Raw genomic sequence first — 24354 nt, 5'->3', positions numbered from 1 at the left:
CCGGCGACACAAGCCGTGCAAGCCCTTGATCCGACTGACCTTCAGAATTCTTAAGTCTGGCATCAGGCACTTCAGCGATGCCATGGGCGTAAGTGCACCGGCCTTTCCACCGGAGTTCCGCCATGTCACGCCTGCCACTGCTGCTGTGCGCCATCTTCTCCCTCATCGTTCCGTTTGCTTGCGCCGCCGCACCAGCGGCCGCGACCACACCGCCGGCGCAGGACGACGGCTGGCCGGTCGCCGACGCCGCCGCCAGCGGCTGGAAGCTGGACCGGCTTGCCGCCATGGAACGCGCCATCGCCGATGGCGCGGCGCCGGACACCACCAGCGTGCTGATCGTGCGCGACGGCGCCTTGGTCTACGAGCACTACTTCGGTGGGGCCGACCGGCAGACCTTGCACGACACCCGCTCGGCGACCAAGAGCGTGACCGCGCTGCTGGTCGGCGCGGCGATCGCGCGCGGCCGTCTGCCTGGCGTGCAGACCCACGTCTACGACTTCTTCGGCGACCGCCAGTGGCAGCACGATGCGCCGCGCAAGCGCGCGATCACCGTCGAAGACCTGCTGACGATGAGTTCGCAATGGGAGTGCGACGACGACAACGCCTTCTCCAGCGGCCACGAGGAACGCATGTACGTCAGTGCCGACTGGACGCAGTTCGCACTGGACCTGCCGCTCAAGGGCTATGCACCGTGGATGCGCCGCCCCGAGGAGAGTCCATATGGACGCGCCTTCTCTTACTGTACCGCCGGCAGCTTCCTGCTCGGCGCGCTGCTCGAGAAGGCCACCGGGCAGCGTCTGGAGGACTTCGCCGCGCAGGTCCTGGAGCGGCCGCTGGGTATCGTCGGTGCGCACTGGCTGCACGCCGCCGAGGGCGTGGGCATGGGCGGTGGCGGCACCCGCTACCGCAGCCGCGACCTGGCCAAGTTCGGCCAGTTGCTGCTTGACGACGGCCGCTGGCACGGCACGCAAGTGCTGCCGGCCGCATGGATCCGGGCGATGACCCAAGTGCATGCGCAGGCCCGCGACGATGCCGACTACGGCTACCTGTTGTGGCGCTTCCGCTTCCAGGCCCACGGCGTCGAACGCGGGGTCTGGGCGATGTCGGGCAACGGCGGCAACTATGTGTTCGTGCTGCCGGAGGAACGCCTGGTGGTGGTGATCACCCGGCGTGCCTACAACCGCCCGCAGATGCACCCGCAATCGCAGGCGCTGCTCGCCGACTACGTGCTCACGGCATTGCCGTAGGCACCAGTCCGGCACGCTGCGCCTGTACCCGTTGCGCGGCGACATCGGCCTCGTTGCGCGCCAGCAACGCCGCGAAACCCGGCTCCGCGCGCAGCGGTGCCAGCAGCGGCGACACCCGCAGGTAGGCACCGTCGCGATAGCCCGCGGCCTGGGCCCGACGCAGCGCGTCCAGCGCCGCCGGCCGGTCGCCGGCCAACTGCAGCAGCAGCGCCGCATCCAGCGCATCCAGCGGGTCGGTGCCGCGCGCCACGGCGTCCAGCAAGGTCTGCGCCCGCGCGCGCAGCTGCGGCGCCGGGAGCGGCGGTTGCGCCTGCAGCGTCCAGGCCACGGCCTGGGCAAAACTGCCTTGCGGGCGCAGACGCATGGCCTGCAGGCTCGCCTGGCGTGCCCGCGCGGGGTCGCCACGCGCCAGCGCCACCTCCGCCTGCAGCAGGAACAGTCCGGCGGAGTCGGTGCCACGCCCGAGCGCCTGATCCAGCGTAGCCTGCGCATCGGCCGTGCGGCCATGCACGAACAGGAAGCGCGGCCACGCCAGATTGGAATACGCGCTGTCGGGATAGAGCTGGAAACTGTCGCGGTAGCGCGCTTCGGCGGCGCTGACGTAGCCCAGCAGGTCGAGGTTGCTGGCGATCTGCAGCGGCAGGAAGCGCACCCGCGCCGGATCGCGCACCTGCAGGTTGGCCGCAAGCGCTTGCGCCAGGCGGCCCTGGCGTTCGTACAGATAGGCCGCCGAGCCACGCACGGCATCGGCCTGCGGGTCCAGTTGCAACGCGCGCTCATAGGCGGCCAGCGCCGCGGCGTTGTCGCCGCGGCAATCGTACGCATAGCCGAGCGCGGCATGCGCGGCGGCCAGACGCGGATGCGCCGCGAGTACCTGCGTCGCCAACCGCTGCGCGCGCAATGCGACCTGCTGGTCGCCGTCGTATTGGCAGACGCGCGCACTGTAGGCGCGGCTCAGGCCAATCATGGCTGCCGCCTCGTCCGGTGCCTGCTGCAGGCGCTGCTGGTACAGCGCGATCGCACGCGTGTTGTTGTCGCGCTGGCCGATGCCGGCGTAGTACTCGGCGCGCTGCAACAACGGCGACGCGGCCGGCGTTGGCACGGCTGCCTGCCAGCGCGATACGACCAATGCCGAGGCGATCGCCACCGCACCGGCCGCGATCGTCCAGACGCCACGCCTGCGCCACATCGGCCGCGGCGCAGGTACGGCGTCGGCAGGAACCGGATCGGCGTCGGGCTGTACCGGAAGGCACAGCTGATACCCCTGGCCGCGCACCGAGCGCAGATAGCGCGGTTGCCGCGAGGCATCGCCCAGCGCCTGGCGCAGCAGGCGCACGCGCTGGGTGACGGTCTCCTCGTTGACCAGCGCCGGCGCCCACACCTGCGCGATAAGTTCATCGAACCCCACCACGCGCTGACCCTGCTGCAGCAGGTAATGCAGCAGGCGAAAACTCAGCCCGCCCACCTCCAGGACTTCACCATCGCGCTCGACCCGCTGCCGCGCCGCGTCGATGCGCAGATCGCCCAGCCGGTAGCGCTCGGCCATCGTCGCGCCTCAGCGCACCTGTTCCGCGGCCCACAGCGCCAACTTCTCGCGGCCGATCTTGGCGTTGTGGCGGATGTCCACCGGAAAGCCCGGGTGGCTCAGGAAGTCGACGATGCCGGCCGTGTGCGCGTGCGCGGCGGCGGTGTCGCGCAGTTGCTGGAGCAGATCGTCCAGTTCCAGTTGGCTCGCCATCCAGGCGTTGTCGCCCAACTCGTAGCACAGCACCGGGCGCTGCCGGCCCGACTCGCCGATGCCGACCAAAGCCGTGCGGCCGATGCCCGGCAACGCATTGAAGATCGGCTCCACCTGTTCGGTGTACAACGGCCCCTGCGCGGTCTCCACGCGCTGGGTCTTGCGCCCGCAGAACCACAGCCGGCCCTGCGCGTCGAAATAGCCGACGTCGCCCATGCGGTGCACGATGCGTTCGCTGCCGTCGTCCAGGCGTTCGCAGATCTTGGCCAGGCGCGTGGCCGCGTCGCGGTTGAAATAGGTGTCGGTGGCAGTCGGGCCGGCCACGGTGATCTCGCCGACCGTGCCCGCCGGCACTTCGCGCACGCCGCTCCACTCGGGAATGGCGGCATCGTCGATGGCGATGATGCGCACCTCGTTGGGCGGCACCACGGTACCGACGCAGGTGCCGGCGCCGCTCTCGGTGGCCGCGCGCGTGTCCTGCAGCGCGCGGCCCTCGATCACCGCCACCGGCAGACACTCGGTGGCGCCGTAGGGCGTCCAGAACTTGCCATCCTCCGGCAGCAGACTACGGATCCGCGCCACCACGTCCGGCGGCACCGGCGCACCGGCCGAGGTGGCGCAGCGCACGTTGGTCAAGGGCTTGCCGTAGTCGGCCAGCACCCGCATCAGTGCCGGCGAGCCGAACAGCTGGGTCACGCCGAAACGCTGCATCGCATCGTGCAGCTTGCGCGGGTCGACCTTGGCCGGACGCGTCGGGTCCATGTCCGGGATCACCGAGGTCAGCCCCAGCGCCGGGTCGAACAGCGCGAACGGCGGGAAGGTCGGCAGGTCGATGCCGCCGGGCTGCATGTCGAAGGCATTGCGCATCAGCTCGATCTGGCCGACGAAATGGCGGTGCCGGTAGACCACGCCCTTGGGCACGCCGGTGGAGCCGCTGGTGAACAGGATCGCGGCGACGTCGTCCGCGGCCGTGTCGGCCAGCTGGCTGCCGGCGCCCTGGCCGGCGCGCTCGATCCGCGCCAGCGTGGTGCCGCCCCAGGCCCAGCGCCGGCCGACGGTGACGATCCGTTTCGCCGAGCGCGCCCAGCCGAGCAGGCGCCGCGCCAGCTGCGCCAGCGGAATGCCGATGAAGGCCTCCGGCTGCGCCTCGTCCAGGCATTGCTTGAGCGCGCGCCGGTCGATGCCCGGATCGACCAGCACCGGCACCGCGCCGACCTTGAACAGCGCGAACATCAGCAGGAAGAACTCCGGCGACGGCCGCACCATCACCACCGTGCGGGTGCCGCGCCCGATGCCATAGGCGCCCAGGCCGGCGGCGATGGCATCGCTGCGCGCGTCCAATTGCACATAGCTCAGGGTCACGTCGTAGGCGGCCATGCCACCGGGGCCGGGCCGGCCGGGGCAGCGCATGGCGATCTGGTCCGGGCGCTCGCGCGCCAGCCGCGGCAGCGTGGCCGCGATGTTGCAGGTCGTGGTCATGCGCCGATTATCGCCGATGCGCCGGGCCGCAGCCGACAGCCCACCCGCGGCGGCCGCGGCTGAATGCCGCAGTGCTTGCAGCGCGCCCCGGTTCGGTCAGAATGCCGCGCCCCCCACCGCTGTTCGCCGCGCAAGGCCCGGCCACCATGTCCCATCCCTGCCTCACCTGCGGCGCCTGCTGCGCCTACTTCCGGGTCAGTTTCCACTGGAGCGAAGCCGATCCCGCGCTGGGCGGCAGGGTCCCGTTCGAGCTGACCGAGCCATTGCGCACCCACGAGCGGGTGATGCGCGGCACCTCGCAGGCGCAGCCGCGCTGCGTCGCCCTGGACGCGGACATCGGCCGCTACAGCCGCTGCAGCATCCACGAGCGGCGGCCGTCGGTGTGCGCGGCGGTGCCGGCCTCGCTGGAGTTCGGCGAACGCAGCGCGCAATGCGACAAGTCGCGGCTGGCGCACGGGCTGCCGCTGCTGACCCCGGCCGACTGGGACGGCGTGGTCGAACGCAATCTGCCGGACGCCTGAGCGACGGCGCCGCAAGCACGGCAGGGATGCCGTGGGAGTGGCTTCAGCCGCGACCGTGCGTGACCCGCAACGCCAGTCGCAGCTGATCCCACAAAACGGGACGACAGCCGCTCCCACAGGTGCGGCACTCGCCCTGTCGGAGGACTGCACTGTGGGAGGGACTTCAGTCCCGACGACGGCAGGTGTCAGTCGGCCTTCGCTCCTCGCGACTGCATGACAGTTGACTCCTACGGAAACCCGTACAGACGCCCAGCCTGCCGGCATCCGGCGAACGGCGTGGCGCACGTGCGCCCGCACGCCGCATCGGCTCAGCGATGCTTCCAGGCGGTCGGCAGCGGATTGGTCACGGTGTTCTTTTCCAGGGTGTAGGTGCCGTTCTGTTGGGCGATGGCCTCGCCGGTGTCGACGATCGCATTCTGGATGAAGACGTTCTTGTCCTCGCCGCGGATGAAGGTCAACTGGTGGAAGGCGGTCTTGTTGCCCCAGTCCTCGGACGGCAACGAGATGAAACGGACCGTATAGGTCTGGTCGTCGAAGCTGCCCTGCAGCACGTATACGCCGTAGTGGTTCTCGCCCTGCGAAATGATCTTGTACATGCCGTTGCTGTAGTAGTAGATCTCCGCATCGGGGAACGGCTTCTTGTCGTACAGCTTGCGGTAGTGCAGCACCTGCTTCCAGGTGGGCTGGCCGAATCCCACCGTCAGCGTCTTGCCGTCTGCGGACGTGGTCAGGTCTTCCGCCTGCGCGCCAGGCACGCTCATCGCCATCAGCAGCATCGCCATCGTCATCGCTTTCACTCTCGTCTCCGGTTGGATTGCGTGCAGCGTTCGCTTCGCCGCGCCGCGCCGCGCACATCGGCGCGACTGTACACAGCCCAAAATGTTGCAGCACGGCAATCGGTAGCAGTTTGCGTGCGCCGGTGTAGACGATCCGCGGCGCAGCGGCGGAGCCGTCTCGCGCCACTTCGCCGCAATGCCCCTCCCTCGGGGCTGCGCATCGATGCGGCACTGCACGCCGGCATCATGCCGGCGAGCGCGCTCAGGACAGCGGATGCGCGTCCAGGAAACGGCGGATCGCCGGCACCAGTACCTCGTGCTTGTCTTCCAGCACGTAGTGGTTGGCATCTTCGAACGCCATCACCTCGGCCTGCGGCAACGCGCGGCGGAAGCCCTCCAGGAAATGATGGTCGAAGCAGATGTCGCGCAGGCCCCAGCCGATGAAGGCGGGACGATCGGCGAACGATGGCAGCGCCTGCTCGGCTCGCGCCAGCAACGACCACGCCTTGTCCGCCGGCGACAGCGGAATGTCCTGCATGAAGCGGATGGTGGAAATGCGGTTGGCCCAGTTGTCGTACGGCGCCACGTAGGCGCGACGCACGTCGGCGGGCATGCGCCGCGACACGCCCAGCCACGACGCGCCCGAGGAGAACGCATTGAAGGTGCGGATGAACCACTCGCCCAGGCGCCAGTGCCGGCCCATTGCGATCTGCCACGGCATCGGCTTGGCCGCCGGCAGCGGGAATGCCGCGGTATTGGTGATGACCAGGCGCCGTACCTGCGCGTGGTGCGACAGCGCCCAGCCGAAGCCGATCATGCCGCCCCAGTCGTGCACCGCCAGCGTCACCGGCCCGTCGATGCGCAGATGCCGCAGCAGCGCGTCGAGGTCGTCCACGCGCGATTGCAGGGTGTAGTCGTAGCCCGGCCGCGCGCCCGGCGCATCGTCCGGCTTGTCCGACAGGCCCATGCCGATGTGGTCGGGCACGATGCAGCGGTAGCGGTCCGACAACCCGCTCACCAAGGTGCGCCACAGATAGCTCCACGACGGATTGCCGTGCAGCATCAGCACCACCTCGCCGTCGCGCGGGCCCTCGTCGAGATAGGACATGTGCAGCCCCGGGCGGACCTGGAAGCGCTGCGGGGTGAAGGGGTAGCCGGGGTAGTTCATGCGTCGGCGCTTCTCGGGATGGAGACGAAGTGGATGTTGCATCGCTCGCGGCGCCTACGCCAATGACGAAGGCGCCGTGACGCTTCAGCCGGAGCCCGTTGTATCGGCGCCGCGCCCGAGCAATTCGAACAGGGGGAGATTTACATAATAGTTGTTGCGGCCGACCCGTCGCTTCTGCAGTACCCCGTCCTGCGCGAGGACATCGAGATACTTGGTTGCGGTCAGACGCGAGACGCTCAGGTCGCGCTGCACGAACTCCACGCGCGTGTACGGATGGTTGAACAAATTGTTGATCAGGTCCTGACTGTAGAACCGGTAGTTTTCGCGAACACGCTGCTTGGTATCCTGCAACAGCGTCGTGATCGCGACGATGGTAGCGACCGTCTCGGCAGCGATGATGGCGACGGCATCGAGCATGTACAGCACCCAGTCTTCCCAGGCATCGTCTTCGCGCACCGCCTGCAGCAGGCGGTAGTACTCGGGCTTGGTGCGGACGATGTGCCGGCTGAGGCACAGCACGGGAATGTCGAGCAGGCGCTCCTTGACCAGGTACAGCACGTTGAGGATGCGCCCGCTGCGGCCATTGCCGTCGTAGAACGGATGGATGCTTTCGAACTGGTGATGGATCAGCGCCATCTTCACCAGCGGATCCGCCGCGAACGGCGGCGCATCGTGGATGAAGCGCTCCAGTTCACCCATCAGGCGGACGACATCGTCGGCGCCTTGCGGCGGTTCGTAGACCACACGTCCCAGCCCGTCGCGCAATGCCGTTCCCGGAAGTCTGCGGAAACCCGCGCGGTTGCATTCGAGCTGTTCCTGGATGCCGACGATCGTATTGAGGGTCAGCAACCCCGATACCCGCACCTGATCGAATCCCGCGCACAGCGCTTGCCGATAGCGCAACACTTCCTTGATCGCAGTGCCGGTGGCATCGGCCGGATTGTCTTCGCGATACAGGTCGTCCTGGGTGGTGACGATGTTTTCGATCGCCGAACTGTCGCGCGCTTCCTGCAGGGTCAGCGTGTTGATCAGGATGTTCTGATTCGGAATGCTGGCTGCGACGCCTTTCAGCTCCGCCAGACTGCGGCTGGCGATCGTGAGTCGCTTCAGGATCGCCGTGGTGTCGAAGCGGGCCGGATCCAGATGCTGTAAGGCGGAGAGGGGCATCGCGGCCGCCACATGCAAAGAAAAGCGGAGTTTAGATGTATTTCCGCATCGACATGCATAATTTCAGGCAGAAATTATGCATGTTTGCGTCGCGAACGCCGCAGGGCCTGTTCCGCTTACCAGACCACCTCGGCCATCGAGCAGTTCAGGCCCGAGCCGATGCCCATCAGCGCGATCCGGTCGCCCTTCTTCAGGCGGCCCAGCTCGCGCAGCTTGCTCAGCACGATCGGCACGCTGGCCGGGCCGATGTTGCCGTATTCGCCGAAGATGGTCATGACCTTCTTCTGGTCGATGCCGAAGCTCTTCATGAAGGCCTTGGTGTGCGGAAGGCTGACCTGGTGGATGACGAACTGGTCCAGTTCGTCCACCGCCCAGCCCAGCGCCTGCCGCGCGGCGGCGAAGGTCTTCTGGCCCAGCTTGAGGCCTTCGATCAGCAGCATCCGGGTGTCGGTGACCATGCGGTCCATGTTGCCCCGGCACAAGGCGTTCCACTGCGTGGCCGAGCGGGTCACGCCGCCGCGGTAGCGCGGCGCATCCGGTGCCAGCTCGGTACGCGTCATCACCATCGCCACGGCACCGCAGCCCAGGGTCAGGGTCGCCATTTCGTCGCGGAAGGCGTCGGCGGTCAGGTCCTGCGAGGCCATCCGCTCCAGGGTCTTCTCGTACACCAGGTTGGCGGTCTCGCCATCGACCACCATCGCATAGTCGATCTCGCCACGCTCGATCATCCGCGCCGCGATGTCCATGCCGTTGATGAAGGCGAGGCAGGCGTTGGCGACGTCGAAGGTCATGCACTGCTCGCTCACGCCCAGATTGCCGGCGACGATGCTGGCGGTGGACGGCTCCAGGTAATCGCGGCTGACCGAGGTATTGACCAGCAGCCCGACCTGTCCGGCCTCGATGCCCGCATCGCCCATCGCCTTGCGCGCCGCCAGCGTGGCCACGTCCGAAGCCTGCAGGTCCTGGTCCCACATGCGCCGCGCGTGGACGCCGGCGATGTCGCCGAGCACGTCGGCGCGGATCCGCAGCCGGTCCAAGGTCGGCTGCAGGCGCGCATTGATCTGCTTGGAGGTCAGCGTATGCGGCGCGTCGATATGCGCCAGTCCCGCGATCGAGACGTTGGTGAAAAGCATCGAGGTGTACGCCAGGGTCAGGCGAGGGGGCGCCAATTCTAGCGGTTACACCGTTTTACCGCATCTTTAACAAATCCCCGAAAAGCGTATGGTCTGAGCGGTTCAGCGACCGCCACACTGGTAGGCGGTGAAGCGCTGGTCGCCGTCGACCGGGTCGCCCATCGCCTGCACGGTGTTGGCGCCCACGCCGGGCGCCTCGTTGCGGGCCAGGGTCTCCAGCTCCTCGCGCACCCGCAGCGGGTTGCGCTGGTAGAAGCCGACGCTGCTCTTCACCGACACCACCACCTCGCCGCGCTTCTCGCAGCCGCTGGCCGCCTGCCCCGGAGGAAGGACCCGCACGCCCTTGCCCTCTGGCGCCATCGGTACCCAGGTGCAGCCGGCGAGCGTGGCGAGCAGGACGAAAGCGATCGGTAGACGCATGGACAAGCCCGTTGGCAGGTGAATCCGGATTGTGCCGCAAAACGCTGAATCCGCCATGACAACGCCGGCGCACACCCGGCCACAGCGCGCGCCAGCCATCGCCGACGCGCGCCCATTCCGGTCAACGCTGAGCCGGGACCGCCGCCGCACCGCTTTGCGGCACCCCGTCGGCATCGATCACCGTGACCTCGCCCAGCTTCAGCGCGCGCACCGGCGCCTCGATCTGCTTCAGGTCGCCCACCACCACCCAGGTCAGGCTGTTCGGATCGAGCATCGACGCCGCCTCGCGCACCTGCGCCGGGGTCATCGTCTCGATCTCGGCCTTGCGCTTGAACACGTAGTCGTCGGGGCGGCCGTAACGGACGATGCCGCCGATCGCACCCATCACCGCGCTGGCGGTCTCGTAGGCACCGGGCAGGCTCAGGGTCTGGATGTTGCGGATGCGCGCCACCTCTTCCGCCGTCGGCGGTGCCTTGCCGTTGGCGAAGGCGCTGATCTCCTTGGACATCTCCTGCAGCGCCGGCGCGGTCTTGTCGATCTGCACCGGCGCCGAGGCGGTCCACGGCCGCTGGCCGAGCGCGCTGGCCGCGCCGCTGCGCGCGCCGTAGGACCAATGCTTGTTCTCGCGCAGGTTCATGTTCAGGCGCGAGGTGAAGTCGCCGCCGATCACGCCGTTGGCCATGTCGAAGCGGACCGCCGCCGGATCGGTGGTCGGCGGCACCAGTTCCGATGCGAACAGGTTGGCCTGCACCGCGCCGGGCTGATCGATCAGGTACACGCGCGGCTTGGCCGGGCGCGCAACGCTGGCCGCGGCCGGCACCGACGGCGCCTGGCCCTCGCCCTTCCAGTCGCCGAACTGCGCGTCCAGCAGCGGCACGATCTCGCCCAGGGTGGTGTCGCCGACCACGATCACGGTGGCGTTCTCCGGACGCACCCAGTCGCGGTGGAAGTCGACCAGGTCCTCGCGCTGCAGGGCCGCGATCGCCGCCTCGGTGCCGGTGCCGCTGAACGGGATCGCATACGGATGGCCGGCGCCGTACAGCAGCGGCGGCAGCACCCGCATCGCCACGCCGTTGGGCTGCGCCTTCTCCTGGCGGATGCCGGCGATCCAGCTGGCGCGGATCCGCTCGATCTCGTTCGGCGCGAAGCGGGGCCGCCGCAGCATGTCCGCATACAGCGCCAGCGACGGCGCCAGGTTTTCCTTCAGCGCCGACAGATAGGCGTTGCTGCCGTCCAGCGAGGCGCCGGCGGACAGCGACGCGCCCAGCGCATCGGCCGCATCGGCGAACGCCAGCGCATCGCGCTCGCCGGCGCCCTCGTCGAGCATGCCCATGGCGAAACTGGCCGTCCCCGGCTTGCGCCCCTGGTCGGCACTGTAGCCGCCGCGGAACTCGTAGCTGAACTGCACCACCGGCACGTCGTGGCGCTCGGCCAGGATCACCGTGCTGCCGTTCTTCAGCGTGGCGCGCTGCAGCGCCGGGAACTTCAACTGCGGAAACTGGGTGGTCTTGGGCGGGCCGGCGCTGCGGTCGACCACGCTGGGCAGGGCGCGGTACTTGGGATCGGCCGACGGCGGGTTCAACGGCGCCGGTTGCACGGTCGGCTCCTCGGCCAGGGCCACGCGCTCGCCCGGCTGGACCAGCAAGGTGTAGTCGCCCTTGCCCAGCCACTTGCGGCCGACCGCGGTCAGGTCGCGCGAGCGGGTGGAGGCGATGGTGGCCAGCGAGGTGCGGAAGCAGCCGGGGTCGCCGGTGTACACCGCGCACTCGGCCAGCACGTCGGCCTTGCCGCCGAAGCCGCCGATGCGCTCGACGCCGCGGATGAAGCCGGCACGGAAGGCGGTCTTGGCGCGCGCCAGTTCGGCCTTGTCCGGCCCCTTGTCCAGCAGCCGACGCACTTCCTCGTCGATCGCCGCCTCGACCTTGGCCGGGTCCACGCCCTGCTTGACCATGGCGATGATGCCGAAGCCGGAACCGAGCTGCGACGGCCAGACCGAGGCACTGATCTGGTCGACCAGCTTGTCCTCGTGGACCAGGCGCCGGTCCAGCCGCGAGGACTTGGCGCCGCCCAGCACCTGCGCCAGCAGTTGCAGGCGATCGACATCTTCGGTGCCGGTCTGGGCCACGTTCCAGACGCGGTAGATCCGCGTCTGCGGCACCTTGTCGGTCATGGTCTCGCGGGTGGACTGGCTGCGCTGGGCGACGTCGACCTTGGGCTGGGCCATGGTCGGGCCGGCCGGGATGTCGCCGAAGTAGCGCGTCACCTTTTCCTTGGCCGTGGCCACGTCGATGTCGCCGGCCAGCACCAGCACCGCGTTGTTGGGCCCGTACCAGGTGCGGAACCACTGCTTCACGTCGGCCAGCGAGGCCGCGTTGAGGTCGTTCATCGAGCCGATGACGGTGTGGTGGTACGGGTGGCCGGCCGGGTACAGCGCGCGGCTCAGCCGGCTCCAGGCCTGGCCGTACGGCTGGTTTTCGCCCTGGCGCTTCTCGTTCTGCACCACGCCGCGCTGTTCGTCCAGCGCGGCCTGGTCGATGGCGCCGAGCAGGTGGCCCATGCGGTCCGACTCCATCCACAGCGCCATGTCCAGCGCAGTGGTCGGCACGTTCTCGAAGTAGTTGGTGCGATCGCTGTTGGTGGTGCCGTTCTGGTCGGTGACGCCGACCTGCTTGAACGGCTCGAAGAACTCGCCGTGGTGGTTCTCGCTGCCCTGGAACATCAGGTGCTCGAACAGATGCGCGAACCCGGTGCGCCCGGCCGGCTCGTCCTTGGCGCCCACGTGATACCAGAGGTTGACCGCCACGATCGGCGCCTTGCGATCGGTATGCACCACCACCCGCAGTCCGTTCGGCAGGGTGAATTGCTCGTAGGCGATATCCACCGACGTGGCGGCGGCAGGCCGGGCCGCCGTCGAGGGCGGCACGTAGCTCAGTGCGCCGAGTGCGGCGGACAGGGCAACGGCCAGCAGGGCGCCACGCGGGCGGGTCGAGACGGTCATGCGGATCCTTCTTCCTTGGGGCCAGTAAACAGCCGGTGAACGCCGATCGTACCGGGCGTACCGCCCTGCGCGTATTCCGCCGTTGTCGCTGACGTCCTTCTTCGACTGCGTCGCAGCCGCACCACTAGCGGCCGGCTGCCGGCGCGGACGGTGCCGCGGTGTCCGCGTCCGGCGTACGCGAGCGCCCGGGTGTCCGCCCGCGGACACTTTATTGGAATCAATTCCCTTGCAAATACAGTTACTTGGAGTTGGCACGCAGCATGCGTACACATCCTCGAGCGCAACAGATGCCAGCAGTAAGTGAACGAAAGCTTAATGAAACTGCGGAAAGCAAAAAAGCTGTTGCAGCCCCTGATTAGGTGTACTACATTACTACAACACCACTGATCAACAACACCAACGAGGCCCGCCATGAAAACCACCACCCTGCTCCTGACCGCCGCCATCGCCGCCCTGTTCGCCGCGCCGTCCTTCGCTGCCACGCAGATCGCCACCCTGGATACCGTGCAGGTCCGCCCGTCGGCCGACCAGATCGCCCAGCACACCATCGAACAGGCCAGCGGCATCGCCACCCTGGCGGCGGTGCAAGTGCGCCCCTCCGCCGAGCAGATCGCCCAGCGCGAGGCCGAGCTGTCCAGCCGCATCGCCACTCTCGCCGCGGTGCAGGTGCGCCCGTCGGCAGACCAGCTGGCCGAACGCGACATGCAACAGGCCGCCGGCCAGCGCGTGGTGACCCTGGCCACCGTGCAGGTGCGCCCGGATGCGGACATGGGCAGCATGCTGGCGATCGGCGACGTGGTCGGCGACACGCTGGACACCGCGATGCTGCAGTTGCAGCCGAGCCTGCAGAAGCTGGGCCAGGACCTGGCGGTCGGCCTGGTGCGCTGAACCCGCACCAAGCCCTCCACGCCGGCGCGTACACTGCGCCGATGATCGCGACCCCAACGCTGCACGTTCTGCTGTACCAACCCGAGATTCCGCCCAACACGGGCAACGTCATCCGCCTCTGCGCCAATACCGGCGCGCAACTGCACCTGATCGAGCCGCTGGGCTTCGACCTCGGCGACCGCCAGCTCAAGCGCGCCGGCCTGGACTACCACGAATACGCACGACTGCAGGTCCACGCATCGTTGGAAGCGGCCCTGCAGGCCATCGCCCCGCGCCGCCTGTTCGCCCTGAGCACCCGCAGCAGCACCCGCTACGACACACCCGCCTTCGCCGACGGCGACGCCTTCCTGTTCGGCCCGGAAACCCGCGGCCTGCCGGACGCCGTGCTGGAACAAGTGCCCGACGCGCAGCGCCTGCGCCTGCCGATGCAGCCGCACAACCGCAGCCTCAACCTGTCCAACGCGGTGGCTGTGGTGGTGTTCGAGGCCTGGCGACAACTGGGATTTCCCGGCGCCGACTGAGCGTAGGGCACGCGCCCGGAAGCGAAGATGCTTCGATCCAGGGGCAGCGAAAACATCCTCAACCTGTCCCTCGATCGCGTCGCGCCCAGCTTGAAGCCCATGACGCTCCGTTCCTACACTGGATCTCGGCGCATCCTCTGCATCCAGCGAGAACGCCGCCCGTCGTGCCCCACCAGGTTCAGCGAATGGCATCGAACACCCAACCCGACGCCAGTGACTGGGTCAGGATCCGCCGCGACCGGGAGACCGGCATCGAAAGCGTGCATGCGCATTTCCGCGGGCATGCCTACGATCCGCACGATCACGACGAAGTGCTGGTCGGCGTGACCCTGCAGGGCCTGCAGCGCTTCCGTTGCCATCGTTCGCTGCACACCAGCACGCCCGGGCGCGCCATCCTCATCGAGCCTGGCGCGGTCCACGACGGACATGCGCCCGCCGAGGACGGTTTCACCTACGCGATGCTCTACCTGCCTCAGCGCTGGGTGGCCGGCGCACTGCAACGCCTCGGCCAGGAGGACATGTCCGCGCTCCATCCAGCGTTCCGCACGACCTTGGCCGACGACGCGGCGCTGAGCGCGGCGATACGCCAGGCCTTCCTCGCGATCCATCAACGCGAAGGCCGGCTGGCGCGGGACCAGAGCCTGGACCGCATGATGCGCCTGCTGTCTCCGCAACTGTCGGCCGAGGCGCAGCGCCCGTGCGCGTCCACGCCAACGGTGGCGCGCGCCAGGGATTTTCTGCACGCGCAGATGGAACGCGACGTCAGCCTCGATGAGCTTGCCGACCACGCCGACCTGGATCGATTCCGCCTCACCCGGCAATTCCAGCGCACGTTCGGCCTCTCGCCGCATGCCTACCTGATCCGGCTGCGCCTGCGCGTTGCCCGTGCCCTGCTGGCGGATGGACAGGAACCGGCGGACGTGGCGCTCAAGGTCGGATTCGCCGATCAGAGCCATCTGGGCCGCTGGTTCAAGCGCGCCTACCGGCTCACACCGGCCGCGTACCAGCGGCAATGTGCCGGCGGTGCTGCACAGACGTTCTAGAACGCGGCGGCGGCAACTCGGACCATGGCCGCGTCATCCAGACTGCGGAGTTGCACATGTTCGACACCAAAGTGGCCATCATCGTCCGCAACGACCTGGCGATGTGGCAGCGCCTGAACGTCGCCGCCTTCCTGGCGACGGGCGTCGCCGCGGCCGCCCCCGACGCCATGGGCGACCCTTACATCGATGCCAACGGCCATCGCTACGGCTGCCTGCTCGGCCAGCCGATGCTGGTGTTCGAAGCCGATCTCGACGGGCTTCGGGCCGCGCACCGAGTGGGGTTGGCCCGCGAGATCACCGTGCTGCCGTATGTCTTCGCCATGTTCTCGACCGGCCATGACGCGGCCAATCGCCAGACGTTCGCGGCGGAAGATCCCGATGCTCTGAACCTGGTGGGGCTCGGCCTGCGCGGACCCAAGAAGGCCATCGAAAAAGCCACCAAGGGCCTGGCACTGCATCGTTAGACGCGCGCTGGCGCAGGCGAGGCGTCAGGAGAGATCGTGCAGATCCTTGCCCAGCACCGGTCCCAGGCTCCAGTCGGAGAAGCGGACGATCAATCCCTCGCGCTCCGGCGTGCAGGTCATCGGGCCGACGAGGTAAGAGGACGCAACCGGGAACGGACACAACCGCACCAGCGGCCAGTACTTCGCGTCGCGGGAGACCTGCAGGCGCAGCACCCCCTGGTCCACCGTGGCGCGCATCCAGAAGTCCGATGCGTCCGCTTCGTACGGGCCGGTGGCCCAGTCCGAGCGGCCGTCGGTCAACACGCTGCTGAGCATCGGCCGTCCATCGCTCAGTTCGATACCGGCCTTCACCCAACGCCGCTCGTCGACTCGGACCATGAGGCCGGCCTGATCGTAGAGCTGCTCGAATTTTCCGCGGACGCGGAGCTGGCAGGTGAAGCGCGCGGGCGCGGCGATGCCGAGGAAGTGCCCGCTGTCGCGGGTGAACCCGTAGTGGGTTTCGCGCCAGAAGTCGCTGCCCTTGTCGGTGACGACCTCGAGCACGCCGCCGGGCAGGATCCGATGGACCTTCGGTGCATTGAGCCAGGTGCCCGCCTCCCAACCGGAAGGCGCCACCGCGCGCGCCCCGGTGGCCAGCACGACGCCACCGGCGGCGAGGCCGCCCAAGGTCGCCCGGCGGCCGATATCCACGTCCCTCTCTCCGGAATTCGCCATCGTCCTGCTCCTCACGTCGCTGCTTCGGAGGCGCCATCGCTGCGATGGTCTTCGTCGACCTCATTGGCGAATTTGTACATCCGTTCCAATTGAGGTGTCAACCGCGAACTGCGATCATCGACCTTCGTCGAAACAGCGTTGGACAGGCATGAGCGGCAGGACCTGGCGCCAGGATCCGCACCGGAAGGAAGCGATCGAGCAGGCCGCGCTGCGGGTGATCCTGGAGCACGGCGTCGCGGGCACCACGTTCCGCAAGGTCGCCGAGGCAGCCGGCGTTCCGCTCAGCGCCACCACGTATTACTTCGGTTCGATGCACGCGCTGCTGGTGGCCGCGTTCACCCGTTTCTCCCAGGACGTGTCCACCGACTTCGCCGCCGAAATCCGCGCCGCGCAGAACCACGCGCAGGCCTGCGAGGCGGTGGTGAACATCATCTTCGCCGAGGGGACGGCGTCCCCACGCGTGCTGCTGCTGAGCTACGAGCTGTATGCCTTCGCCCGCCGGCATCCGGAGATGACCGCGATCATGCAGCAGTGGATGGCCAGGAGCCGGGCGGCCCTAGAAACGCATTTCTCCGCTACGGCATCCGCCGCCATCGACGCCTTCATCGAAGGCGCGACGATCCACCGCTCGGTCGTGCCCATGGACAGACGGCGGGTGCACGATGCGATCGAGAAGCTCGCCGCGCTGTAAAGAGTGGTCGCGGGAGCAAAGCGCGTTGCAGCCGGCGATGGCACGCCCGAATCAGGACTTCGTTGTTCTGAAAGAACCGGATGCCCGCCCAAACAATGCACCTCACCCGCCTGAACGGGGCGTTTAATTTATGCACTAGTTAGTTTGGGATTCAGGGCGAGTTCGGGTCGCTAACGGATAATTTACATATCGGCAGCGAACGGCCCCACGCCTCAGCGCCGACAACCAATAACGAAGGTACCCGATTATGAAGACCTCTCTGCTTGCTCTCGGCCTCCTGGCCACCCTGCCGTTCGCCGCTTCGGCTGCCGAAGGCCTTTCCTACAACTACGCCGAAGCCGGCTACGTCAAGACCGACGCCAACGGCGGCGACGCCGACGGTTGGGCGGTGAAGGGTTCCTACGCGTTCCACCCGAACTTCAGCGTGTTCGGCGACTTCAACCGCCAGAAGACCGACTTCGGCGACGTGCGCGTCGACCAGTGGCGCGTCGGCGCCGGCTACAACCACGAGATCGCGACCAGCACCGACCTGGTGACCCGCGTGGCCTACAACCGTTTCGCCCCGGAATACGGCACCAAGTTCAACGGCTGGAGCGCCGAAGCGGGTATCCGCACCGCGTTCAACCCGTACCTGGAAGTCTATGTCCTGGGTGGTTACGAGGACTACCTGAAGAAGGACGGCATCAATCCGGAAGGCGAGTTCTACGGCCGTCTGGGTGCCCAGGCCAAGCTGAACCAGAACTGGGGCCTGAGCGCCGACCTGAAGATGGACCGCAACGGCGACAAGGAATGGTTCGTCGGCCCGCGCTTCAGCTGGTAAGCGTTGCCTAGCGCTGCGCGCGTCGTCTCTCTCTCCCGCCGCGCGCGGTTCGGAAAGCCCGGTCCCACGACCGGGCTTTTTTTTGCCTGTCGATCCGGCCGTCGTCCATTACGCGCTGGCGTGCAGATACGCAAACGCCCGGCCAGGCCGGGCGTTTTCGTTTCCGGCAGTGGGCCGGATCAACTGAACAGGGTGGTCGGGTACTCGGGCTTCTGTTCGCGCGCCAGCAACTGCTGCAGGCCGACCGCCGGGGTCAGTTCGCCGTGCAGGACCGCGCGCACCGCATTGGAGATCGGCAGATCGATGCCGTGGCGCTCGGCCTGGCGCATCACCTCGTCGGCGGTCTGCACCGACTCGACCACCTGCCCGATCGCACGCACCGCCTCCTGCAGCGGCTGCCCACGCCCCAGCGCCAGACCCAGCCGGCGGTTGCGCGACAGGTCGCCGGTACAGGTGAGCACCAGGTCGCCGAGTCCGGCCAGGCCCATCAGGGTTTCAGGCTTGGCGCCGATCGCCGCGGCCAGCCGCAGCATCTCGTTGAGGCCACGGGTGATCAGGCCGGCACGGGCATTGAGGCCCAGCTCCATGCCGTCGGCCACGCCGGTGGCCACCGCCAGCACGTTCTTCATCGCCCCGCCCAGCTCGGCGCCGACCATGTCGTCGCCGGTATAGGCGCGGAAGGTCGGGCCGTGCATCGCGTCGGCAACCTGCTGCGCGAACGCGGCATCGCCGTGCACGGTCACCGCGGTCGGCAGGTCCAGGGCCACTTCCTTGGCGAAGGACGGGCCGGTGACCACCGCCAGCGGCACCGCCTCGCCGAGGATCTCCTGCGCCACTTCGTGCAGGAAACGCCCCGACCCGGGCTCGAAACCCTTGGTCGCCCAGGCCACGCCGGCTGGTGACGGGCGCAGCGGCGCCAGCTGGCGCAGGGTCTCGGTGAACGCATGCGACGGCACCACGACCAGGATCCAGTCGGCGCCGTCGATGGCCGCCGCCAGGTCGGTGGTGGCCTGCAGGCCCTCCGGCAGCGCGATCCCCGGCAGATAGCGCGGGTTCTCGTGGCGCTGCTCGATGGCCTCGGCGATCACGGCATCGCGGCCCCACAGCACGGTCGGATACCCGTGCCGCGCGGTGAGCGACGCCAGCGCCGTGCCCCAGGACCCGGCGCCGAGGACGGCGATCTTCTTCTTGGCGTTATCGCGCATGCGCAACGGCGAACGCGCTCAGGCGTTGCCGGCCGGCTCCGAATCGGCCAGCGACTGGCCTTCGCCCTGCTGCGCGCGCTGGCGCAGGGTCTCGGCGTACAGGGCCTCGAAGTTGATTGGCTGCAGGAAGAACGGCGGGAAGCCGCCGGCCTGGATCAGGTCGCTGACCAGCGAACGCACGTACGGGAACAGGATGCTCGGGCACTGGGTGCCGAGCAGCACGTCCACCGCCTGCGGGTCCAGGCCGACCAGGCCGAACACGCCGGCCTGCTGCACTTCGGCCACGTAGGCGGTCTTGCCGCCGGCGGTGCAGGTCAGGGTCACGGCCAGCACGACTTCGAAGGCCTGCTCGTTCAGCTGCTGCACGCGCTGGTTGAGGTTGAGCTGCAGTTCCGGCTGGGCGTTGTCGTTGAACACCGACGGCGCGTTGGGGGACTCGAAGGACACGTCCTTGACGTAGATCTTCTCGATGGTGAAAGCGGGGCCGGCCGCGGCGTCGGCCGGCGCCGCGGCGCCGTTGTTGGTGAGGTCGGACATTGCGTGACTCCGGTGGATTCGGTGACAGAAAGAAACGGGATTATCACACGCCGGCCGCGACCCTCGGGTCCGGCCGGACGCGGTCTCAGCGGCCCTTGACCAGCGGCAGCTCGGCCTGCTGCCAGGCGGCGATGCCGCCCTCCAGCACGTAGACCTGCTCGAAGCCGGCCTTCTTCAACTGCTTGGCGGCGCCGTCGGCAGTGGTGCCGGTGCGGCAGACCAAGACCACCGGCTGCGCCTTGGCGTTGGCCACCAGCTTGTGCTCGGGGCCGAACTGGCTGGCGGTGGCATTGCGGCTGCCGGCAATGTGACCCTTCTCGAAATCGGCCGAGGCCGACAGGTCGACCAGCACCGCGTTGCCGGCGTTGATTAGGCGGGTCAGCTCGGCCGGCCGCAGGCTCTTGTAGCCACGGAACAGGCGCGCCACTTCGGTGACGATCAGGGCGATGGTGAGGCCCACCAGGGCCAGGGCCAGCATCGGGTTGCGGCCGGCGAAGGCCAGCAGTTCTTCGAAGTTCACGGGACTCGGGGGCGGGAAGCGGGCGCCGATTGTCGCACAGCTCGGCGACCGCGCTACTGGCCGTTCCACAGGTCCGGCAGGCCGTCCTGCAGCCACCAGGTCTTGACCTCGGGATCCCAGCGCCAGCGCTCGCGGTAGCGGACGATGCGTTCGGCCTGGGTATTGCGGTTGATCACGCCCAGTTCGATCTCGCGCAGCGCCTCGCCGTCGCCCACCGCGGCGCCGCCGACCTTGTAGGAGGAGACCTGGATCTGCCGGTAGCGCTCCAGTTGCAGGTCGGTCAGCGGGTGCGCCTGGCGGTAGGCCGGATCCACGACCTGCCAGGCGGTTTCGAACTCGCTCCAGCGGACCGCGGCGGCGTAAGCGGTCTGCAGGTCGTCGAGCTTGCGCTGTTGCGCGCGGCTGCCGGCCACGGCCGCGCCGGTCCAGCCCAGCAGCAACAGCAGCGCGAGGGCGCGGAACATCGAAGGCATGGTGGCGTCCAGGTGGCGGCGCGCGGGGCGCGCGATCCGCGCATCCTACCCCTTGGCGATGGCCACGAAGCGACCGCTCAGGGTCGCTGCCGCCGCCTCGCCGGGGACACCGACCTGGGCCTGGATGCCGATGCGGGCACGGCCGCGCTGGCGGAAGGTGTTCACGAACACGTCCCAGTCGCCCTCGGGGTCGGCATTGGCCTGGGCGTGCAGATCGGCGTACAGCGGCGCCAGATAGCGCACCTGGCTGTCGGCGACATAGACGTCGGCCTGCAGGCCGGCCCGGTGCAGTTCGCAGTTGACCAGCCCCCAGCCGGCCAGGGTCATCACCGAGCCCAGGCTGCCGCCGAAAGCGTTGCCCTTGTCGTTGATGTTGGCCGCCAGCGGTGCGACCAGCTGCAGGCGCTGGTCGGCATAGCCGTGCACGGCGACCTGCAGTGCGGCCACCGGCGGCATGGCCTGGAACTGCCGCTGCAACTGCTGCAGGAACGCCTCGAAGGAAAGATCCGCTGCCATGGTGCGATTGTGCTGCCGGTGGGGGCTCGCATAATGCCTGGCATGAGCGCGCATGCAACCGCCGCCCCGACCTGGACCCTGATCTCGCTGCGCCCGCAGGGCGAGCACGCGCCGCTGCGGCGGGCGGCGGCGCGCTGCGGCGGACGCGTGCTGGCGGTGTCGCCGTGGCAGCTGCGGGCGCGCGCCGATCCCGCCACCCGTGCGGCCCTGGCCGCGGCGCTGGACGCGCCGCGGGTCATCGTCAGCAGCCCGGCGGCGGTGCGCGCGGCAGCGGCGCTGCAGCCGCTGGCGGCACGTCCAGGCCAGTGCTGGCTGGCGGTGGGTGCCGGCACGGCGCGCGCGCTGCGCCAGCACGGCATCGCCGAGGTGGCGACGCCGGCGCGGATGGACAGCGACGGCCTGCTGGCGCTGCCGGCACTGGCCGCGCGCGACCTGCCGGTGGGACTGATCACCGCCCCCGGCGGCCGCGGCCTGATCGCCGCGCATCTGCAGGCGCGCGGCACCCCGCTGCTGCGCGCCGACGTCTATGTCCGCGAACCGGTGCAACTGCGCCCGGCCGACCTGGCCCGCCTGCGTGCGGCGCCGCCCGGGGTGCTGGCCTTGAGCAGCGGCGAGGCGCTGCAACAGGTGCTGGCGCAGTTGCCCGAGGACCTGGCGAAGGCCTGGCGCGCGCGGCCGGTGATCGCGGCCAGCGCGCGCCTGGCGACCCTGGCGGCGGACCTGGGATTCGTCGACGTCGCGCAGGCGGCCGGCCCGATGCCGCAGCAACTGGTGGCCGCCGCGGCAGCGATCGTAACGCGCTTGCCACCTCGCTGAACGCGGACCTGCGCCCGGGTTGCGGCCGCGGTGCCGATCACGCCATGCTCCGGCGGTGCCGCGCCGACCGCCGCCTTGCTCGCGACGGGCGACGGCCCTCAGGACGCTGCCGATGACCGACGAAATCCCGATCACGCCTCGCCGTTCCACACGCTGGATCTGGTTGCTGCTGGTACTCGCCACGCTGGCCGCGTTGGCGTTCGCCGGCTGGCGTGGCTGGGACTGGTGGCAGGCGCGCAGCGCGCGCGAACTGGCCCAGCAATCGGACCTGCAGCAGCAACTGCAGGCCTTGCAGCAGGCCCAGGACAGCCTGCGCCGCGACCAGCGCGCCACCGTGCAGCGTCTGCAGGACGCTGCCAGCACCAACCGCGTGCTGCGCGATGAGATGCTCGGCCTGAGCCAGCGCAGCGCGCTGCTGGAGGCCAATGTCGCCAAGCTTGCCGACTCCAACCGCCACGGTGCGCAGGCGCTGCGCCTGGACGAGGTCGAGTTGCTGCTCAACCAGGGCCAGCAGCGGCTGCTGCTGGCCGGCGACGCGGCCGGTGCGCGCCGTGCCTACGCCCTGGCCAGCGGTGTGCTGGACGGCATCGACGATCCGCAATTCCTCAACCTGCGCCAGGCGCTGCTGCAGGAACGCACCGCCCTGGACGCGCTGGGCGATGGGCCGCAGGCGCGCCTGGCGGCGCAACTGGATGCCTTCTCTGCCAGCCTTGCCGCCCTGCCGACGCAATTGCCGGAAAACGCCCAACAGCCGCTGTGGCAGCGCGTGCTGGCGCCGCTGGTGAAGATCCGCCCCTCGCAGGGCGGCGTGTTGATCGCCAGCTCGGAGCGAGTTGCTGCCCACGATGCGCTGCAGCTGGACCTGACCCTGGCGCGCGCGGCGCTGGAACGCGGCGACACGCGCGGCTATCGCAGCGCACTGGCCGGCGCCGGGCGCTGGCTGTCGCGGCTGTGGCCGGAGTCGCCGCAACTGCGCGAACGCCGCGCCGCGCTACGCACTCTGGCCAACGCCGATCTGCGCCCGACCATTCCCGAATTGGGAACCACCCTGCAGCAGTTGCGCGCGATGCGCGACGCAAGGAGCCCGTCATGAAATCCCTCCGTTCCCTGATCGTGCTGTTGATCGTCATCGCGCTGGGCGTGATCGGTGCGCAATGGCTGGGGCAGGACCAGGTGCGCCAGTTGGGCGAGGTGATCGTGCGCGTCGGCGGCACCGATTACATCGCCTCGCTCCCACAGGCCTCGCTGCTGCTGGTGATCGCGTTCCTGGCGCTGTGGCTGGTGTGGAACGTGCTCAGCTTCCCGTTCCGCGCCTGGGGTCGGCGCCGCCGCAAGCAGTCGCGCGCGCGCCTGCTCGATGGCCTGGCCGCCGCCCACGCCGGCCAGTGGACGCGGGCCGAGAAGCAACTCAACGCTGCCGCCGAGGACCCGGAGGTCACCGCCATCGCCCTGATCGCCGCGGTGCGCGCGGCCGATGCGCGTGGCGACCGCGAGGCGACCGAGCGCCATCTGCGGCGCCTGGGCGAACGCGATGCCGCCGCGCATGCACTGTTGCAGGCCGAACTGCACCTGGAGCAACAGCGTCCGGTCGATGCGATCAATGCGCTGGACGTGGCCGCGGCACAGCCGCTGCCACCGCGCGGGCTGTTGCTGCGCACCGAGGCGCTGACCCGCATCGGCCGCGCCGGCGAGGCCTACGGCCAGCTCGGCGCGATCCGCCAGCAGCAGGCCTTGCCGCTGGAGGCGATCGCCACGCTGGAAACGCGTCTGGCCGCGGCCTCGCTGGACCAGGCCGGCGACGCCAACGCCCTGGCCGAACGCTGGGAAAGCCTGCCCAAGTCGCTGCGCAGCGAGCCTGCGGTGGTCGCCGCCTATGCGGTGCGCGCGGCGGCGCTGCGCTGGGACGATGCGGCGCTGCGCAGCCTGGAGCAGGCGCTGGACACGCGCTGGGACGAAGGCCTGGCCGCGCTGTACGGACGCCTGCCGGTGGAGAAGTACGATTCGCGTCGCGCCAGTGCGCAGCGCTGGCTGCAGGCGCATCCGGATAGCCCGGCGCTGCTGCTGACCCTGGCGCGCCTGGCCCGCCACCAGCAGCAGTGGCCGCAGGCCGAGGAATTCCTGCATCGCGCGCTGGCGCTCGGCGCCGGTGCCGAGGCCTGGGAAGTGTTCGGCGACGGCTATGCCGACGCCGGCGACATGCTCGCGGCGCAGCGCTGCTACGCCAATGCGCTGCGCGTGCAGCGCGGCGAACCCGCCCAGCCGCTACCCGAGCCGGTCGCCCTGGTGACCCCGATCGCGGCGGATCCGGACAGCACGGAACGCCGCGACGACCATGGGTTCCCGCGGCTGGAAGGCTGAGTCCGGTACGACCGCTAGCGTAGGAGCGGCGCGCTCGTCCCTTCGGGATCAGCCACGAGGCGTACGATCTGGAATGCCCGCCGTGGCGAAAGGGCGCCCCTGATCACCTGCTTTGCCACACTCAAGCAGCATGCGATGTGC

General features: G+C 69.1%; 25 protein-coding genes. 11 read left to right on the top strand and 14 right to left on the bottom strand.

Annotated elements, in window-relative coordinates; all coding sequences use genetic code 11:
- Positions 1-122 precede the first annotated feature (122 nt).
- The gene (locus tag FHR66_RS14655; protein ID WP_160964634.1) at positions 123-1247 is read left to right on the top strand and encodes a serine hydrolase domain-containing protein; all 1125 of its coding nucleotides are present in this window, start codon (positions 123-125) and stop codon (positions 1245-1247) included.
- On the opposite strand, the gene FHR66_RS14650 is transcribed toward FHR66_RS14655, so the two are convergent.
- Entirely contained in the window at positions 1231-2793 is a 1563-nt protein-coding gene (locus FHR66_RS14650; RefSeq protein ID WP_160964636.1) for a winged helix-turn-helix transcriptional regulator, read from the bottom strand. The two genes, FHR66_RS14655 and FHR66_RS14650, sit on opposite strands and share 17 nt — an antisense overlap.
- Positions 2794-2802: 9 nt before the next feature.
- The gene (oleC, locus tag FHR66_RS14645; protein ID WP_160964638.1) at positions 2803-4464 is read right to left on the bottom strand and encodes an olefin beta-lactone synthetase; all 1662 of its coding nucleotides are present in this window, start codon (positions 4462-4464) and stop codon (positions 2803-2805) included.
- A 146-nt stretch (positions 4465-4610) separates the two neighbouring features.
- On the opposite strand from oleC, the gene FHR66_RS14640 reads away from it, so the two are divergent.
- Positions 4611-4985: a YkgJ family cysteine cluster protein gene (locus FHR66_RS14640; protein ID WP_167087935.1), complete on the top strand. Its 375-nt coding sequence runs from the start codon at positions 4611-4613 to the stop codon at positions 4983-4985.
- 308 nt (positions 4986-5293) lie between these two features.
- On the opposite strand, the gene FHR66_RS14635 is transcribed toward FHR66_RS14640, so the two are convergent.
- From FHR66_RS14635 to FHR66_RS14610, 6 genes are all read right to left on the bottom strand, one after another.
- The gene (locus FHR66_RS14635; protein WP_160964815.1) at positions 5294-5773 is read right to left on the bottom strand and encodes a hypothetical protein; all 480 of its coding nucleotides are present in this window, start codon (positions 5771-5773) and stop codon (positions 5294-5296) included.
- Between the two features lie 250 nt (positions 5774-6023).
- Complete coding sequence (locus FHR66_RS14630) at positions 6024-6929, bottom strand: alpha/beta fold hydrolase (protein WP_160964642.1); 906 nt, start codon at positions 6927-6929, stop codon at positions 6024-6026.
- 84 nt (positions 6930-7013) lie between these two features.
- Positions 7014-8096 carry a Fic family protein gene (locus tag FHR66_RS14625; RefSeq protein WP_160964644.1) on the bottom strand — a complete coding sequence of 361 codons (1083 nt, stop codon included), beginning with the start codon at positions 8094-8096 and terminating at the stop codon, positions 7014-7016.
- A gap of 116 nt (positions 8097-8212) precedes the next feature.
- Positions 8213-9229, bottom strand: coding sequence for a 3-oxoacyl-ACP synthase III (locus tag FHR66_RS14620; protein ID WP_160964646.1), 1017 nt, complete (start codon positions 9227-9229; stop codon positions 8213-8215).
- A 102-nt stretch (positions 9230-9331) separates the two neighbouring features.
- The gene (locus tag FHR66_RS14615) at positions 9332-9649 is read right to left on the bottom strand and encodes a DUF4156 domain-containing protein (RefSeq protein WP_017907737.1); all 318 of its coding nucleotides are present in this window, start codon (positions 9647-9649) and stop codon (positions 9332-9334) included.
- A 121-nt stretch (positions 9650-9770) separates the two neighbouring features.
- Positions 9771-12647, bottom strand: coding sequence for a M16 family metallopeptidase (locus tag FHR66_RS14610; RefSeq protein WP_160964648.1), 2877 nt, complete (start codon positions 12645-12647; stop codon positions 9771-9773).
- 411 nt (positions 12648-13058) lie between these two features.
- Here FHR66_RS14610 and FHR66_RS14605 point away from each other — a divergent pair, with 411 nt between their 5' ends.
- The 4 genes from FHR66_RS14605 to FHR66_RS14590 all read left to right on the top strand — a co-directional run bounded on the left by FHR66_RS14605 (position 13059) and on the right by FHR66_RS14590 (position 15563).
- Positions 13059-13535 (top strand): hypothetical protein, encoded by a 477-nt coding sequence (locus FHR66_RS14605; RefSeq protein ID WP_160964650.1) that lies wholly within the window; start codon positions 13059-13061, stop codon positions 13533-13535.
- 41 nt (positions 13536-13576) lie between these two features.
- Complete coding sequence (gene trmL / locus FHR66_RS14600; RefSeq protein ID WP_160964652.1) at positions 13577-14056, top strand: tRNA (uridine(34)/cytosine(34)/5-carboxymethylaminomethyluridine(34)-2'-O)-methyltransferase TrmL; 480 nt, start codon at positions 13577-13579, stop codon at positions 14054-14056.
- Between the two features lie 185 nt (positions 14057-14241).
- Positions 14242-15099, top strand: a complete 858-nt coding sequence (locus tag FHR66_RS14595) for an AraC family transcriptional regulator (RefSeq protein ID WP_160964654.1) — start codon at positions 14242-14244, stop codon at positions 15097-15099.
- Between the two features lie 56 nt (positions 15100-15155).
- Positions 15156-15563, top strand: coding sequence for a DUF2000 family protein (locus FHR66_RS14590; protein ID WP_160964656.1), 408 nt, complete (start codon positions 15156-15158; stop codon positions 15561-15563).
- A gap of 24 nt (positions 15564-15587) precedes the next feature.
- On the opposite strand, the gene FHR66_RS14585 is transcribed toward FHR66_RS14590, so the two are convergent.
- The gene (locus FHR66_RS14585; RefSeq protein ID WP_160964658.1) at positions 15588-16277 is read right to left on the bottom strand and encodes a DUF1349 domain-containing protein; all 690 of its coding nucleotides are present in this window, start codon (positions 16275-16277) and stop codon (positions 15588-15590) included.
- A gap of 94 nt (positions 16278-16371) precedes the next feature.
- On the opposite strand from FHR66_RS14585, the gene FHR66_RS14580 reads away from it, so the two are divergent.
- Together FHR66_RS14580 and FHR66_RS14575 are read left to right on the top strand one after the other, a co-directional pair.
- Positions 16372-16968 carry a TetR/AcrR family transcriptional regulator gene (locus FHR66_RS14580; protein WP_326520380.1) on the top strand — a complete coding sequence of 199 codons (597 nt, stop codon included), beginning with the start codon at positions 16372-16374 and terminating at the stop codon, positions 16966-16968.
- 247 nt (positions 16969-17215) lie between these two features.
- A complete protein-coding gene (locus FHR66_RS14575) occupies positions 17216-17788 on the top strand; it encodes an OmpO family porin (RefSeq protein ID WP_048490709.1) in 573 nt (190 codons plus the stop codon).
- A 179-nt stretch (positions 17789-17967) separates the two neighbouring features.
- On the opposite strand, the gene FHR66_RS14570 is transcribed toward FHR66_RS14575, so the two are convergent.
- The 5 genes from FHR66_RS14570 to FHR66_RS14550 form a co-directional block, all read right to left on the bottom strand.
- Positions 17968-18993: an NAD(P)H-dependent glycerol-3-phosphate dehydrogenase gene (locus tag FHR66_RS14570; protein ID WP_160964660.1), complete on the bottom strand. Its 1026-nt coding sequence runs from the start codon at positions 18991-18993 to the stop codon at positions 17968-17970.
- An 18-nt stretch (positions 18994-19011) separates the two neighbouring features.
- Positions 19012-19530, bottom strand: coding sequence for a protein-export chaperone SecB (gene secB, locus FHR66_RS14565; RefSeq protein WP_017907745.1), 519 nt, complete (start codon positions 19528-19530; stop codon positions 19012-19014).
- 85 nt (positions 19531-19615) lie between these two features.
- Positions 19616-20050, bottom strand: a complete 435-nt coding sequence (locus FHR66_RS14560) for a rhodanese-like domain-containing protein (RefSeq protein ID WP_019797227.1) — start codon at positions 20048-20050, stop codon at positions 19616-19618.
- A gap of 53 nt (positions 20051-20103) precedes the next feature.
- Complete coding sequence (locus FHR66_RS14555; RefSeq protein WP_167087895.1) at positions 20104-20523, bottom strand: hypothetical protein; 420 nt, start codon at positions 20521-20523, stop codon at positions 20104-20106.
- A gap of 45 nt (positions 20524-20568) precedes the next feature.
- A complete protein-coding gene (locus FHR66_RS14550) occupies positions 20569-21039 on the bottom strand; it encodes a YiiD C-terminal domain-containing protein (protein WP_160964664.1) in 471 nt (156 codons plus the stop codon).
- Between the two features lie 42 nt (positions 21040-21081).
- Between FHR66_RS14550 and FHR66_RS14545 the strand changes: the two genes are divergently transcribed.
- From FHR66_RS14545 to FHR66_RS14535, 3 genes are all read left to right on the top strand, one after another.
- A complete protein-coding gene (locus FHR66_RS14545) occupies positions 21082-21855 on the top strand; it encodes a uroporphyrinogen-III synthase (RefSeq protein ID WP_456361765.1) in 774 nt (257 codons plus the stop codon).
- A 112-nt stretch (positions 21856-21967) separates the two neighbouring features.
- Positions 21968-22948, top strand: a complete 981-nt coding sequence (locus FHR66_RS14540; protein ID WP_160964668.1) for a uroporphyrinogen-III C-methyltransferase — start codon at positions 21968-21970, stop codon at positions 22946-22948.
- Positions 22945-24213 carry a heme biosynthesis HemY N-terminal domain-containing protein gene (locus FHR66_RS14535; RefSeq protein WP_160964670.1) on the top strand — a complete coding sequence of 423 codons (1269 nt, stop codon included), beginning with the start codon at positions 22945-22947 and terminating at the stop codon, positions 24211-24213. Before FHR66_RS14540 ends, FHR66_RS14535 begins: the two co-directional genes overlap by 4 nt.
- Positions 24214-24354: the final 141 nt, after the last annotated feature.

The sequence above is a fragment of the Xanthomonas sp. F4 genome (genome assembly GCF_011761895.1).
The sequence above is the reverse complement of the archived record's forward strand: the minus strand, read 5'-3'. Positions and strand labels throughout refer to the sequence as shown.